The sequence below is a fragment of the Cytobacillus sp. GQ23 genome, assembly GCF_059758675.1.
The window spans coordinates 189,552-203,919 of record NZ_JCAXER010000001.1 but is presented as its reverse complement, the minus strand read 5'-3'; the positions used below and the strand labels follow the sequence as shown (position 1 = coordinate 203,919).

Below are 14,368 nucleotides of genomic sequence, written 5' to 3'. Positions count from 1 at the left end.
CAGTTTCCCCTGTTTTGTGTCAGAAGTTGGACCGGGTTCGGACTCTACGGGGTGATTTCCCCTTTCTGTGTCTAAAGTTGGCCTGGCTTCCGACTCTGCGGGGAGTTTCCCCTTTTTTGTGTCAGAAATTGGACCGGGTTTCGACTCTGCGGGGCTGTTTTCTCTCTATTGTGTCAGAAGATGACCCGGGTTCGGACTCTACGGGACCGATTCCCCTTTTTTGTGTCAGAAGTTGGACCGGGTTCTGACTCTGCGGGGGTGATTTCCCCTTTTTGTGTCAGAAATTGGACCGGGTTCCGACTCTGCGGGGGTGATTTCCCTTTTTTGTGTCAGAAGATGACCCGGGTTCGGACTCTACGGGACCGATTCCCCTATTTTGTGTCAGAAGTTGGCCCGGGTTCTGACTCTGCGGGGTGATTTCCCTTTTTTTGTGTCAGAAGTTAGCCCGGGTTCTGACACTACGATGGTGATTTCTCTTTTCTGTGTCTGAAGCAGCCCGTGGCCGCACTCTATTAAAGCCACTTCAATCCAAAGCAACTAATCTGCCAAGAATGAATGCCTCTTACTGTACCACTCCATTGCCTTCATTTCAATTTCCTTCACCAGCGCTTCCTTTCCTTTAATATAAGAATCAATATCAAAGGGAAACTGTTCTGCCAGCTTAGTTTTTAAGGCTCCATACTTTATAGCATCCTCCACATATATCCTAAGGTAATCACGAAAAGCCAGGTGGCGCGTGATTTCCACACTCCCTTTTTCATAGATATGGACATGATGTGTCCGCTGATTGCCCCCTTTTTGAAAATATCTCCTGCCGGGCAAGCCATTTTCCCTACGGGGCTCATACCCCAGTGAAATCATATCCGTATTAAAGTGATCAACCATCTCAATATCTCTAACGATAGGCATTATATCAATGACTGGCTTTGCTGCCATACCTGGAATCGAGGTGCTCCCTATATGGTGAATCTCCACAATCTCATCATTAAAGATGGCCCTGATGAGTTCTGCCTCCCTTTGAAACCTGGATGGCCATTCAGGATTATAGGCGGTAACAGCCACTTTTCTTGTCATATTTTCCTCCTGAATTTATTTTAAGCTCATCAAACATGCCCATAAAAAGTCTTCTCCAAATAGATTACTGGGCTGCTGTATTTTTTTCATCTTTCTAAACTCCAATAAATGAAAGTCATCTTGAAAGATTGCTTTCAATCTACCTTCTGTATACCCGATGCCACCCTTTAAGCTGCCGATGCGATATACCTCCCAGTCGGGCGTTGGCAGCGCGCCATCCGGATTAAAGCATACCAATCCAAACTTTCCTCCAGGCTTGAGTGCAGCTTTGATTATTTCCAGGTATGTCAGCCTTCTGTGAGGCGGAAGATGGTGAAACATGCCGCTGTCATAGATAAAATCATAGCTGTGAGGTTTAAAATGAAAGTCAAATAGAGATACGCATTCAAAATGAATAGTTGCCTGTTCTTCATTTGCTCTTTCTGCAGCCCAGTTGATCGCCTTTTCGGAAATATCAATGGCATCCACTTGCGCCCCATTCTTCTCCAGAAAAATGGAATTCCTCCCTGGGCCGCATCCAACTTCCAGTACCTTCCCCGGCTGCAGTCCATTTTGAATATACTCAGCCAGGTTTTCATCCGGTCCTTTCGCTTTGAAAAATGGAATCTCTTTTTCTCGATCTTCATAAAAATTTTCCCAGAATAATTTTGGGTCTCTTAACAATCCATCCAGCATTTCCAATAAGTCATGGTAATGTAAAATAGCTTTCTCCATCGCAATTCTCCCCCTTTCTTATATTTTACTTAACACCTTATGGGAAAGGATTACAGCTGCATTAAAAAATAGATAATTTTAACATAGGCGTGCCGTTAATTCTGCATAATTCTTCCATACAAAAATCCTGTAAGGGGGTAATTTAAAGTTTGATAGACTTAGAAATACTTATATGTTTACCAATAGAAGAACACTTGCCTGCGCTTCCTATGGACTTTAGGGAAAAGACCCTATCACTGTATCCTGTAATATTTGTCTTACCTATGTAACATTTACTTTTGAAAACTTGTCCTTGATTACGGTCAGCTCTCATATAATGACGACAAGAAGGTTTAGGAGGTACGTGATGTTTCTTTTTCTGGATAAAGCGATTCTCGGTATGGCGATTTTACGGATTATTTCGGGTAGCATTGAAATTTTCGTTGCACTCTTAATCTTAAGAATGAATGATATTGAAAAAGCGCTGATTATGAATAGTTCACTTGCCCTGGTTGGCCCCCCTGTGCTTCTTTTGACGACAGTCATTGGATTGACTGGTATGTCTGATAAGGTATCACTGAGTAAGCTCTTGTGGGTTTTGTGCGGTGTCGGCTGCATTATTTATGGAATAAAAGGAAAATAGAGCTGTATAGACAGCTCTATTTCTCATGTTTCAGCAAATCCGAAACAGTGGTCATTTGGTATCCTTGCTCTTTTAAAGAAGAAATAATTTTTTTAACGGATTTTAGAGACTCTTCCCGGCTCTCATACATGACATGAAGAAGGATGATGGAGCCCGGTTCTATATTCTCCACCACATGCTCCGTGATTTTATCTGCATTTCCATCTATTTCCGGAAAAGTTTCAGGCTCGATATTCCATAAAATAGTCTTCCGATCATGTTTGGATAAATAGTAAGGCAGGAACAATAATTTTTTCCCGTATGGTGGACGAAAATGAATGTCTCCCTCAAAACCCGCTTGCCTGATTAATTCATCTGTTTTCTCAATTTCCTCTTTGATGAATGAAGGAGACTTTAATACCATCCGTGTATGGGAATAGGTATGATTGCCAATTTCATGCCCTTCATCCGCAATTTTTTTCGCATCTTCCATATTCTCTTCCATCTCTTTACCGGTTAAATAGAAAGTGGCTTTAATATCCTCTTCCCGTAAAATCGATAAGATTTCGTCTGTATTAACGCTTGGCCCATCATCAAAAGTTAGTGCGACGATTTTTTCATCCGTTTCTGCTTGATTAATAATACCGCCGAAGAACTGAAAGTCCCTGGACTTGGATACTTCAAAAAGCAGAAAGGCTATTCCAACCAGTAAAATGATGCATAAAATAATTTTTTTCATAGTGCCTCCTGAAGCTAAAGTTACGTGATAATTATAATGTATATATGTAAAAAAACCAGCCCCCGATTGGAAACTGGTTTGATAACATTAGTATGTAGCCGCTTTTGCCGTAACGGTTATAAGAAAGTTTTAAACCACCACTCCTCAAAGTGGGTGTTCGCAGAAACATTCCTGCCTGTCCTCCTTGTCGTATAGACGGAGGCCTGTCATTCCTGTTCCGATGTTAAACTCCCTATTTCAGCTTAAAGGTTAAAACTTTAGTATGATTACGTACAATGCAGCTTGTTTTATTATAATAATATAATTTACTACGTGTTTCAATAGAAATGATTTCCTGATTAACTCTTTTCACTAAGCTTCAAGGCTGTATCTGTAATTTTCATATCCGTTTCCAGCTGCTTTTGTAAATTATGCGGATAGTAGGTTCCCCTGCTGATCATATAATTCGTTATCTTCTCATGAGTTTCCACCGCAATTCTTAACTGTTCCCTTAACATTTCTCTGACTTCCGGAGAACCGCTCTCCGTAAGGGCAAATGCAATATTCCGGACACCCGCTTTAGCAGAAATTAAAAAATCCGTTGCAATGACCTGATCTGACATTCCGCCCATTCCCATTAAATTTTTCAGGAAACTATTCATCTATTCCGTGCCTCCTCTTCAAAATGCTTTGAATCTCCTGTATGAATTTCACATCCCCTGCCTCACTGTCCTGCAATATGGTTTTTAAAGTTGGATCCTGGACAAGCCCGCCCATGGCCACCGATTTAGTGAGACACAGGTTTTTAAACACGAGAAGCTCATGAAGCTCCAATGTCTCGTGGAGTCCCATTTCATTCATCATAAAAATCCCCCCATTCAGTTATACTCTCATTTTGCGCATTTCCCTCTTCCGTAACCTATGGTATTTATTTCAATTGCCGGTCATAGCAAATTCCGCATAAAGCCGGTAAAACAAGAAACATTAACATCAAAAGGAGGACGAAAAAATGGACGATTTAGGTCTTGGCTATCATGAAACAATGGAAACACATGAAATGCTCAACTTTAAAACAGACTGCCTGCTGAAATCCAAAATGGTAATGGGCATCTGCTTTGATAACGATTTAAAGAAATTGCTTGAAAAAGATGTGGAACAGTCAATTCAGGCGATCCAGGAATTAAAGGAATTATACAAGACTGCAAAAACTCTCTCATAAGGCGGTGAAAATAGATGAATCAGGATTATCTCGACCCAAAATATGCTGAAGGAATGCCAAAAATGGCTGATAACACCTTTGCATTGGAATTTCTTCTGCGAATAAAAACAGGGATTCGCTACTATGCCGTTTCATTGACCGAAACAGCAAGCCCAGAGTTACGGCAGGCTTTTTACAGACAAATGGAACAAGCCATCGATTTGCATGGCGAAGTTACAGAACTGATGTTAGAAAAGGGCTGGATTTATCCGCGTGATATCGGTAAACAAATAGAGCTTGATATAAAATCCGCCGATATGGCCATTGCCATTGGAAATATGGAGCTGTTCCCTGCGGATACAGACCGGCTTGGCACCTTTGCCACACCTGAAAAATAATGATAGGAGGAAATCCGGCATGAAGGCTGTTACATATCAGGGCATTAAAGATGTGGCTGTTAAAGAAGTTGAGGCCCCTAAGATTGAAAAAGCTGATGATATCATCATCAAGGTTACGACTACGGCGATTTGCGGATCTGATCTGCATTTAATCCACGGCATGATACCGAACACGTATGAAAACTATATTATCGGCCATGAACCAATGGGAATCGTCGAAGAAGCAGGACCGGAAGTGAAAAATCTGAAAAAAGGCGACCGTGTCATCATCCCTTTTAATGTGAGCTGCGGAGAATGCATTTATTGTAAAACAGACTTAACAAGCCAGTGTGATAACTCTAATCCGCATGGAGAAATGGGCGGCTTCTTTGGTTATTCAGAAACGACAGGCGGATATCCTGGCGGTCAGGCGGAATATATGCGTGTGCCTTATGGCAACTTCACTCCTTTTAAAATCCCTGAAAACTCGGAAGTGGAAGATGAAAAATTAGTGCTGATTGCGGACGTTGTTCCTACAGCCTATTGGTCTGTAGACAATGCAGGGGTTAAGGATGGCGACACTGTCGTGGTTCTTGGCTGCGGTCCGGTTGGACTTATGGTGCAAAAGTTTGCCTGGATGAAGGGTGCTAAACGAGTCATTGCTGTTGACTATATTGATTACCGGCTTCAGCATGCAAAACGAACCAATAAAGTAGAAATCATCAATTTTGAGCAGACCAAAAATGCCGGGGAATATATTAAGGAAATCACCAAAGGCGGCGCCGATGTTGTAATCGATTGTGTCGGAATGGATGGGAAAATGACTCCGATGGAATTCCTGGCAACCGGATTAAAGCTGCAAGGCGGATCAATGGGGGCTGTCGTTATGGCGACTCAGGCAGTCCGAAAAGGCGGGACGATACAAATAACGGGTGTTTATGGAATGAGATACAATGCGTTCCCATTAGGCGACATTTTTGAGCGAAATGTCAATATACGCTCGGGCCAGGCTCCGGTCATTCCTTATATGCCATATTTGTATAAAATGATCGCTGAAGGAAAATTCGATCCAAGCGATATCGTCACCCATGTCTTGCCGCTGGATGATGCCAAACATGGCTATGAAGCATTTGATACAAAAACAGAGGACTGCATAAAAGTTATCCTAAAGCCATAATAGCATGCCAGATGACAAAGGAGAATGACCAAATGGGTCGAAGGTTTGAAACGAATCTGCTGCGGAGCCTGTTTATCTTCGGGATCGGGACTTTCTTCCATCTGGTCAGAAAGCCCCTGATAAAAGATTGGCTAATCGTGTTCTTTTTGAAAAGCTATATTGCCACCTTCCTGGATAATCTCTTAGTGCGAAAAGGATATCTCAAGTACCCGGTTAAACTGTTTAAAACTTTTGATGTCAGTGTGCTTTTCAGCTATATTATCTTTCCGGTTTCCTGTGTTTATTATAACCAGCAGACCCGGAATAGCGGACTAAAGGGAATCCTTATGAAGTCCCTGATTTTTAGTGTCCCATCAGCAATTGCCGAGCATTTTCTGGAAAAACACACACAGTTAATCAAATACAAGAAATCTTGGAATTCTTTTTACAGCTTCATTTCTATATTCTCAACCTTCCTTCTGACTCGCGGAATAATGGGTGTGATTAGTAAATCTGCAGTAAAGCAAAAAAACACCGGCTCCTGAATACTAATTGGGGCCGGTTTTATATTCACGGACATTAACGATATAATATTTCCAGAAACTGAACAGTGGTTTGATCCCTGTCAATCCGGACTTTGAGTTCTAAATGATCCAGCACGTAGGTTAACTCTTCACACTTGGCTGATTCGTAGCAAGTCTCTGATTTTGTCTTGTTGGCATCGCCATACAATTTAACAGCTTCGGCCTTAGTAAAAGGAAGAGCAGGAAACAGACGCGGGCTTAAATATTCCGGATAAACAGCAAGACTGCCAATAGTACCGTCCTTCATATTTAATGTTACCCTCACACCAGCACCATCTCCCTGGTAGTAAAGGCTTTTAATATTAAGCTGGGTTTCAGTCTTTTTCGGCTTGCCCATTCTGTTGATGATGTCATCATAGGCATCACCAGGCTCTAAACCAAAAATATGAAGCGATGGACTGGTCAAAATGAAGGCATCGTTAATTCCTGCCTTTTTGACTGCCTCCAGCTGCTGCACGGCATTCTTTTTGTTTTTAAATGCGCCGGTCTGCACACGATAATAGGTTTTGCCATCAATGACGGCCGTGCTAATTGCCGCCGGGATTTCTTTTTTCTTCAGCAATGCTGCCTGCTTCTCCGCATTTTCTTTTTTGCTGAACGAACCGGCAATAATCTTGTGAAATCCAGCTTCCTCCCCGGATAGAATGAAACGCTGACCTGGATAGATCGTCGTACCTGTTAAATCATTCAGCTCCATCATCTGCGTCACACTCAGATGATGCTTCTTAGCCAAGGAATATAGGGTATCCCCTTTCTTAACCACAGCTATTTCTTTATCTCCGCTATGGTCGGCTAAAACTGTTCCCCCTGAAAAAATAACTGCCAGGGAAATGACCCCTGCTGCCAATGCCTGTTTGATTTTCTTCATCATTTTCACCTCATTATATTTGACGGAGGAAAAAATTGGATGTCGCAGTGGGGCGAGCCTATTTTGGAAAATAGGCGGGTGGTATGAGGGGATTAACTGCCTCTTTTGGCGTGGGTCGCTCATTTTTTGGGGGGCTTGCTCGTTTTGCTCGTTATTCCTTCTGATTAACTACCATTTTCCTTCCGGCTGGCTCATTTTGGCGTTATTTTTCCAGATTACTAACATTGGCGATTTGCTTTGTTGAAAAAGAGGTATCATCATGGGTTTTGAAGCACCTTCTTTAGATTTATGCTGAACAAGTGGCGTCTACCCTTGATTTCAAAACAACTTCCTGCTCATTTTCAGCATTATCCACAGCCGCCAATCTCATTTACCTCACCCCCACTCCCAATCAAAAAAAGAGATGGCCCAAAAGCCATCTCCCTCCTTTTACGCTGGTGCATCAATTTCATCTTCAGCAATGTGTTTTTCGTTATATTCCACGTCTTTGCGTGCATTGTAGCGGTCCGCTTTTTCGAGGGTAACCGTGATGTTGTAGTCAGGGATACCGGCGAATTTTTCGTAGCGGCCTCTTGGCAGCAGGAAGTTTCCTTCCGGGAAGTGGACTTCGACGTTGCCGCGGGCGATGTCGACGAATTTGGCTCTTCCCTGGAAGACACCGAATCCGTTGTACAGGACGATGCCTTCACCTTCTGCAATGCTTAAGTCTTTTCCGTCTTCAGCATTCATTAATACGTCGTATCGCCCGGCACCATTCAGCGGGTCCACTTCTTTGTAGACCATGGAATTGAACTGCTTGCCGCGGCGGGATGTAACGATGAATTGGCCTTCTTTTTTGCCGAGGTCCGGAATATCGACGGTAATAAGTGTGCCTTTGCCATCCGGAGTCGGGCAGATGCCGTCCTCACAAAGCCATGCCCCGCCCCACTGGAAGACATCCCCTGCTTTTTTTAGGTGCTGGATGCCATCGTAATTAGGATTTGCCAGGGCAATTTCATCCCGGATTTCCTGTGCATTTTTGAAATCAACCAGATGGGCTGTTTCAGGCTTTACGCGTTTCGCCAGATCAATGTAAATTTTCCATTCTTCGCGCGCCTCGGCAATTTTGTTCTTATTCCCTTCAATTTCCGGGCTGAAATACACCATTCGCTCGGTTGAAGTGGAGGTACCCCCGCCCTCCTGCTCGTATCTGGTTTTAGCAGGCAGCACGATGACTGCTTCCTTGGCATCCACCAATGTGGACGTATTTAAAATAATATCCTGGTGAACACGAATATCCAGTTCAGATAGTGCTTTTTCAATAAAATCAGGGTCCGGCATGGTCTCAAGGAAGTTGCCGCCTGATAGATAGTAGAGCTTAATTTTCCGTTCATGTTCTTCAGGAAGCAGAATATTTTCCAGTGTTACGCCGACAATATCGCCCTGCCATTTCTGAAGCTCGAAGCCCCAAAGGTTTTCAATACGGTTAAAGTTGTCGCCGTAAAAGTCTCCGCCAGGCAATACGAACGGATCGGCACCCATTTCTCCGCTTCCCTGCACAGATGAGTGGCCGCGGAATGGCATCAGTCCATTATGCTTGCGGCCGAGATGACCGCGAAGCAGCGCAAGGTTCGCTACCTGTGAGATATTATCTGTCGCGAATGAATGCATGGTCAAACCAAGAGCCCAGGCATAGACAGCATTTTTGCTGTTAGCGAGCAGTTCGGCAAGCTCAATAGTCCGCTCTTTCGTTACACCGGAAGATTTAATAATGTCTTCCCATGACTGCTCTCTCACTTTCTTTTTCAAATCTTCATAGCCATTTACGTGTTCATTCACAAATTTATGGTTGATGGCCGAACCGCGCTCCGCTTTCTCCATATCAAACCAGTGCTTCATGATACCATGCATAAAGGCAATGTCTCCGCCAATGTTAACCTGATAAAAGTCATCTGCAATTTTTGTTCCGAACAAAGCAGATTCAGGATTGGACGGAATCCAGTATTTGTCCATTGCCGGTTCTTTATATGGGTTGACGACAATAATCTTTGTTCCGTTCTTTTTCGCTTCAAGCATGTATTTGGATGATACAGGCGAGCTGTTGGATGCCACGCTTCCCCAGAACAGAAGGACATCTGTTCCAATCCAGTCCAGGTAGCTGGCTGTAGATGCCCCTACTCCGATGGAACGCTTTAACGCCGTTTTCGAAGGTGAATGACAAATGCGGCTTGCATTATCAATGTGGTTCGTGCCAAGGAAACGTGCAACCTTGCCGGCCACATAATAGGATTCATTCGTAATTCCGCGGCTTGTCAGGTAGAACGCATACTGCTTCGGATCGAGCACCTTCATTTTTTCAGCAATCATGTTCATCGCATCATCCCAAGTAATACGGGAGAATTTGCGCTCGCCTTTTCTGCGTATCATCGGATACGGGATGCGGCCCAGCTTGCGAAGTTCCGTGCTGTCATATTTGCGGAGCTCATCGATATCGGCATGCAGAATGTCCGGCTTGATCGCACCGGCCGTATTTAAACGGAGAACATTTAAACGTGTTGTACATACATGCGGCCCCTTAAGCGTCTGGTCATATAGTCCGGATACACCAAGCGCACATCCGTCACAGACACCTTTCGTTAAAATATTGGTGGCATAGCCGATATTATCTTTGTTTTCCCACAGGATTTTTGCTGTATCCCTCATATGCTTTGGCTTAATTTTGCCAAGTCCGAATGGAACCGGACTCACCCAATGCTTTGGATCCGGCATAGCCTTTTTCTTCTGAGGTCCTGGATGTTTTGTTTTTCCCATCTGAAACACTCCTTCTATTTAATAGAGATCCTGAATCTCTTAATTTCCAATGTTCAAATAGCATTTATTATTGTATATGGGCGAATGTAAAAAATTTGCCCTTTTTCTTATGGCCCGTTAGACTCGATAAAAAACCACCGCAAAAAGCCTCTACTTCTAGATGCTGATTCTGCGGCGGTTAGTCTTTAGCAGGTTCGCTGCCAAGTGCCATACCATTAGAAAAGCGAAAGCGGGACTATATGCTTTTCCATGCTGCTTTTATAAAAATTAACTTGCCATCCGATTATTTGCTTCATTTTGCCTGCGCAATTTTTTCATATCAAAGCGGATTAAGATTGACACGATGAATGCCACCACAAACAGTGCGGCAAAGCTTGTCAGACTTGATGCATAGCTTCCTGTTGAATCCTTCATCCATGCCGCAAACATTGGGCCTGCAAGACCAGCTGCTGCCCATGCTGTAAGGATGTAGCCATGTATGGCGCCAAGCTGTTTTGTTCCAAAAACGTCGCCGATAAATGCCGGGATGGATGAGAACCCTCCGCCGTACATCGTGTAGACAATCGCCAGCATGACCTGGAAAAGAATCGCCTCTTTTGTGATTGGAAGTAATAGGAATAAGGCGATCTGTGATACGAAGAAAATCGTATACGTATTCGGGCGGCCGATATAATCGGAGATGGAAGCCCATGCCAGACGTCCAAGCCCATTAAAGATGCCAAGGACTCCTACAAGCGTGGCTGCTTCCGCCGTTGTCATGCCGATGCTTTCCTGTGCCAGCGGCTTTGCAGCAGACAGAATCGCAATTCCGCACGTCACATTAATGAACAGCATGAACCATAAATAATAGAATCGGGATGTCTTTACTGCTTCATTCGCCGTTAACTGTGCCAAATCCTGTTTGATTTTGATTTTTCCGGCTGCAGCTTTTTCCTTCATTCCTTCAGGTGCCCAGCCTTCAGGCGGTTTTTCTAAATATAAAGATGATAATGTCATAATGATTAGGTAGGCTGCTCCTAAAATAAAGAACGTGTTTGCTGTACCAGCAGATTTAATCAGGGCATCCATGACAGGGCTCGCTACCGCTGCAGCAAAGCCAAATCCCATAATCGCAAGACCTGTTGCAAATCCGCGGCGGTCCGGGAACCATTTTACCAGTGTGGATACAGGCGCAATATAGCCTACCCCTAAACCAATTCCGCCAAGAACACCGTAGGTTATGTACAAAAACGTCAATGATCCCATATTGACTGCCAATCCGGCTCCAAGCATGCCGGCTCCGAAAAATCCTGCTGCCAGAAGACCTGCTTTTTTTGGTCCATGCTTTTCAACAAAGTGGCCAAGAAATGCTGCTGACAATCCCAGAAACAGAATAGCTAAACTGAAGGTAAGCTGTACCTCCTTTGAAGTCCAGCCAAACTGGTCAATCAATGGATTGGTAAAGTTGCTCCAGGCGTAAACTGAACCGATGGAAATATGTATTCCTACGGCCGAGGCGGCAATCAGCCACCTATTTTTTGTCTTTTTCACTCTTTTTCCCCCTCATCATCCTCACACCTTTGTAAAGCTGTTTCAGGAAAGGTTTCCTGAAACAAAAAAACCGCCAATCTCTCCCGCACCCCTGTATTGGGGTATGCTAAAGAAGGATTGACGGTTAGTATCAAGCAGGATGCGCTGCTTAAAGGACCAACTGTAAATCATAAAGGAATCTGATGACATTTTAACCGACGACAGGATCGCTATCTCAAATCAAAATGTGACAGATTTTTGAACTATTAAAAATCATATCACTTTGAAAAAGCTTGTTCAAGACCTATTTAGCAATTTTTCATCATAAACATATTGTTTAATAGATTAACATCAAGACGTTGTTGAATCTTGTAATCTTTTTATAAGTTTTGTCGAATCTGTTTATTTACTGGTTAATTTGTCGATAATAGAATATATATTTTCATCCCGGATAGGAGCCGAATCAATGACTGCACCTTCGACTACTATACAAAAACTTCATTATGACATCGATGTCCTGCGCAAAAAGATGATTTCTGTTGGAAAAAACAAGGGATTGTCACATCCTGAAACGCTCATGTACTCTGTGGAGCTCGATAAGCTCATCAATAAAGTGCAGCGAAGCAAACTCATCCATTAGAACAACCCCCAATACTTCATAAAACGCACACTCTCGTATTATGGAGTGTGTTTGTTTTATGATTACTCTAATCGTGCATTTTTGTTGAGAAAAATGAAAAAGAACGCCATAATGATAAGATAATCACTACAAGGAAATGGAGATCTTATGAAGAAAAAGTTCATCTTTCTATTCGCAATCGTTCTTCTTGTTCTGACTGGCTGCGGCAAAGATCAGGCCCAGGATACGATTGCTTTAAAGGACCACAATGGCAAAGAAGTTGCCTTTCCGCAGGACAAGCCATCTATCTTCTTCTTTATCACCACATACACCTGAGGACTCTGTCAGCAGCAGCTGGTCGAGCTGCATCAGAATATGGATAAACTGGAAGATTTGGATGCCAATATGTACATCGTCAGCAATGATCAGCCTGAGCAGCAGCTCCAGCTTTATCAGGCACTGGAAGAAAAAATGGGGCACAGCCTCCCTTTTATTTCTGATCCGGAAATGAAGCTTATTGAACGGGCTGACATGAAGAATGGCGACACTGCCTACAGAGGCTATGCATTAATGGACACTAAAGGCAATATAGTGTTCCATAAGGTCAATGATCATTGGGGAGAAGAAATCGATACAACAGCAGAAGACATAAAGAAGGAGCTCTCTAAATAAAAAAACACGCTGGTTAGCGTGTTCATGAATTTCTGTCTCTGTCTGTGAATTGGAGCATGGCGATAACAAACATACCGAAACTGATCATCAATGACAACACTTCAAAGGTATCCATTTATACATCGCCTCCTTACCTTCAGCCTTCCCGGAAGCAAACTTGTCCTATACTCAAGTTAAGTGCCTATTTGAAAATCCGTTCAAAAGGCCTAAAAAGAGCCAGTCACATTGCAAAATCGCATGCGGCTGGCTCTTTTTTTCATTTTCTTATGGAATTATCGCTGCTGAAATCAATTTCTGTGCGGATAGCGTGAAATTCTGTGCGCATAGCCAGATTTATGTGCGGATAAGCATTTTTTATGTGCGGATAAAAATATTTATGTGCGTTCAGCACTTAGGCCGAAGTTTCCTTTCTGAATGAAGCAGGAATTCGGACCTGTTTTCTTCTTAATGATTCCGCACATAAATATATTTCAACGGCCAATAACAATAAAATGATCCAGATGCCTGTATTCAGGATGACTGCCCGCAAAGGGCTTTCGATGAAAAAGGTGAAAGTAAAGAACATCGCAAACGTAAAGATCCGGCTCCACTGTGTCACATCATAAGTGAAGATGCCTTCTTTAAAGCCATAAAGCCGAATTCGCAAGACGAACCTTATGATTTCAACAGCCTCAACGATCAAAAAGACCAGGAAAACGGCCAGCCAAAACCACATAACATTCGTTCCATCAGCGAACCCTGATTTATACATGGCAAGCCCGCTGATTGATAGCGCACCGTGCAAAATGCAATTGGTGTTATTCCAGTCCTTCGCAGCATTCCAGCCGCGAACGGCATAACGCTTCAGGATAAACCAGGCACTGATAAAATAAAAAAGAAATCCAGTAAAAATAAGAGCCGCATTCAAAACGGCAGACACCTCATGAAAGACCGTATTAAACAGGAGTACAAGTGACTGTGTGCTGACGGCGGTCAGCAGCAGAACACCATGCGCCTGCCGGCCAATAGGTGAAGTTCTGAGCTCCTTGAAGCCCAGCAGGCTAATCCAGATATAAAAAGCCCATAAACCCGCATTTAGAATGGCCAATGCCTGTGCTTCCGCACCTGCTCCAAATTGCCTGTAGAATATGATCCCGCAAATCGAAGTGCCGGCCACCCAGGTGCCGATGCCAAACCGATTAATGGGATTAGCATAATGCAGCATTTTGAACTCACCCTTGAAGATAGTCATCCCAATGGATACAAGGAAAGCCAGCCATAACGCTAAATCTGCTATACTAAGAATCTTGCCGAAGCTTCCCAAAAAGAAAGGCATCCCGAAGAAATTGAGCAAAACCCCCTGTGTCACAATGCCGAACGCCATTACCGCGGCCATGGCAGCCGTATGGATATTTATTTTTTTTAGAATGATAAATAAAACGGTCCCCACAAAAAGAAAACCGAGCAAAAGGAAATATAACACTATAATCACCGTATTAAATGTATTTA

The 14,368-nt window shown here is 43.3% G+C and carries 18 protein-coding genes and 1 other RNA gene; 8 read left to right on the top strand and 11 right to left on the bottom strand.

The genetic code is table 11. From position 1 onward, the window contains the following. Positions 1-537: 537 nt before the first annotated feature. Both AC6CHU_RS01050 and AC6CHU_RS01045 read right to left on the bottom strand, forming a co-directional pair. Positions 538-1,074: a GrpB family protein gene (locus tag AC6CHU_RS01050; protein WP_159867682.1), complete on the bottom strand. Its 537-nt coding sequence runs from the start codon at positions 1,072-1,074 to the stop codon at positions 538-540. Between the two features lie 15 nt (positions 1,075-1,089). Further along, complete coding sequence (locus AC6CHU_RS01045) at positions 1,090-1,788, bottom strand: class I SAM-dependent methyltransferase (protein WP_159867680.1); 699 nt, start codon at positions 1,786-1,788, stop codon at positions 1,090-1,092. Between the two features lie 346 nt (positions 1,789-2,134). Here AC6CHU_RS01045 and AC6CHU_RS01040 point away from each other — a divergent pair, with 346 nt between their 5' ends. Next, positions 2,135-2,410 carry a YqhV family protein gene (locus AC6CHU_RS01040; protein ID WP_159867678.1) on the top strand — a complete coding sequence of 92 codons (276 nt, stop codon included), beginning with the start codon at positions 2,135-2,137 and terminating at the stop codon, positions 2,408-2,410. Between the two features lie 16 nt (positions 2,411-2,426). Here the strand turns inward: AC6CHU_RS01040 and AC6CHU_RS01035 are convergent, their stop codons facing one another. The 4 genes from AC6CHU_RS01035 to AC6CHU_RS01020 all read right to left on the bottom strand — a co-directional run bounded on the left by AC6CHU_RS01035 (position 2,427) and on the right by AC6CHU_RS01020 (position 3,971). Then, positions 2,427-3,128, bottom strand: a complete 702-nt coding sequence (locus tag AC6CHU_RS01035; protein WP_251284275.1) for a polysaccharide deacetylase family protein — start codon at positions 3,126-3,128, stop codon at positions 2,427-2,429. A 91-nt stretch (positions 3,129-3,219) separates the two neighbouring features. Further along, a non-coding RNA gene (gene ssrS / locus AC6CHU_RS01030) (6S RNA) lies at positions 3,220-3,415 on the bottom strand. Between the two features lie 51 nt (positions 3,416-3,466). Next, on the bottom strand, positions 3,467-3,769 hold the full coding sequence (locus AC6CHU_RS01025; protein ID WP_159867674.1) for a spore coat protein: 303 nt from the start codon (positions 3,767-3,769) through the stop codon (positions 3,467-3,469). Beyond that, positions 3,762-3,971: a hypothetical protein gene (locus AC6CHU_RS01020; RefSeq protein ID WP_159867672.1), complete on the bottom strand. Its 210-nt coding sequence runs from the start codon at positions 3,969-3,971 to the stop codon at positions 3,762-3,764. Before AC6CHU_RS01020 ends, AC6CHU_RS01025 begins: the two co-directional genes overlap by 8 nt. A 145-nt stretch (positions 3,972-4,116) precedes the next feature. On the opposite strand from AC6CHU_RS01020, the gene AC6CHU_RS01015 reads away from it, so the two are divergent. Genes AC6CHU_RS01015 through AC6CHU_RS01000 form a run of 4 tightly spaced genes read left to right on the top strand, consistent with a single transcriptional unit; the run spans position 4,117 to position 6,383 of the window. Next, positions 4,117-4,326, top strand: coding sequence for a spore coat protein (locus AC6CHU_RS01015; RefSeq protein ID WP_251284274.1), 210 nt, complete (start codon positions 4,117-4,119; stop codon positions 4,324-4,326). A gap of 14 nt (positions 4,327-4,340) precedes the next feature. Next, on the top strand, positions 4,341-4,703 hold the full coding sequence (locus AC6CHU_RS01010; RefSeq protein WP_498119682.1) for a spore coat protein: 363 nt from the start codon (positions 4,341-4,343) through the stop codon (positions 4,701-4,703). 19 nt (positions 4,704-4,722) lie between these two features. Continuing rightward, complete coding sequence (locus tag AC6CHU_RS01005) at positions 4,723-5,859, top strand: zinc-dependent alcohol dehydrogenase (RefSeq protein WP_251284272.1); 1,137 nt, start codon at positions 4,723-4,725, stop codon at positions 5,857-5,859. 32 nt (positions 5,860-5,891) lie between these two features. Beyond that, complete coding sequence (locus tag AC6CHU_RS01000; RefSeq protein WP_159867663.1) at positions 5,892-6,383, top strand: CBO0543 family protein; 492 nt, start codon at positions 5,892-5,894, stop codon at positions 6,381-6,383. Between the two features lie 34 nt (positions 6,384-6,417). Here the strand turns inward: AC6CHU_RS01000 and AC6CHU_RS00995 are convergent, their stop codons facing one another. The 3 genes from AC6CHU_RS00995 to AC6CHU_RS00985 form a co-directional block, all read right to left on the bottom strand. Beyond that, positions 6,418-7,290 (bottom strand): LysM peptidoglycan-binding domain-containing protein, encoded by an 873-nt coding sequence (locus AC6CHU_RS00995; RefSeq protein WP_498119680.1) that lies wholly within the window; start codon positions 7,288-7,290, stop codon positions 6,418-6,420. Positions 7,291-7,719: 429 nt separating this feature from the next. Then, a complete protein-coding gene (locus AC6CHU_RS00990) occupies positions 7,720-10,080 on the bottom strand; it encodes an FdhF/YdeP family oxidoreductase (protein WP_498119678.1) in 2,361 nt (786 codons plus the stop codon). Between the two features lie 267 nt (positions 10,081-10,347). Next, on the bottom strand, positions 10,348-11,610 hold the full coding sequence (locus AC6CHU_RS00985) for an L-lactate MFS transporter (protein WP_498119676.1): 1,263 nt from the start codon (positions 11,608-11,610) through the stop codon (positions 10,348-10,350). A gap of 445 nt (positions 11,611-12,055) precedes the next feature. On the opposite strand from AC6CHU_RS00985, the gene AC6CHU_RS00980 reads away from it, so the two are divergent. The 3 genes from AC6CHU_RS00980 (at position 12,056) to AC6CHU_RS00970 (ending at position 12,880) form a co-directional block, all read left to right on the top strand. Beyond that, on the top strand, positions 12,056-12,229 hold the full coding sequence (locus AC6CHU_RS00980) for an aspartyl-phosphate phosphatase Spo0E family protein (protein WP_159867654.1): 174 nt from the start codon (positions 12,056-12,058) through the stop codon (positions 12,227-12,229). 147 nt (positions 12,230-12,376) lie between these two features. After that, a complete protein-coding gene (locus AC6CHU_RS00975; protein ID WP_498119674.1) occupies positions 12,377-12,544 on the top strand; it encodes a hypothetical protein in 168 nt (55 codons plus the stop codon). A gap of 18 nt (positions 12,545-12,562) precedes the next feature. After that, positions 12,563-12,880 carry a redoxin domain-containing protein gene (locus tag AC6CHU_RS00970; RefSeq protein WP_498119848.1) on the top strand — a complete coding sequence of 106 codons (318 nt, stop codon included), beginning with the start codon at positions 12,563-12,565 and terminating at the stop codon, positions 12,878-12,880. Between the two features lie 22 nt (positions 12,881-12,902). Here AC6CHU_RS00970 and AC6CHU_RS00965 read toward each other — a convergent pair whose 3' ends face one another. Then, positions 12,903-12,995: a putative holin-like toxin gene (locus tag AC6CHU_RS00965; RefSeq protein WP_396399097.1), complete on the bottom strand. Its 93-nt coding sequence runs from the start codon at positions 12,993-12,995 to the stop codon at positions 12,903-12,905. Positions 12,996-13,271: 276 nt separating this feature from the next. Beyond that, on the bottom strand, positions 13,272-14,351 hold the full coding sequence (locus tag AC6CHU_RS00960; protein ID WP_498119672.1) for a TDT family transporter: 1,080 nt from the start codon (positions 14,349-14,351) through the stop codon (positions 13,272-13,274). Positions 14,352-14,368 lie beyond the last annotated feature (17 nt).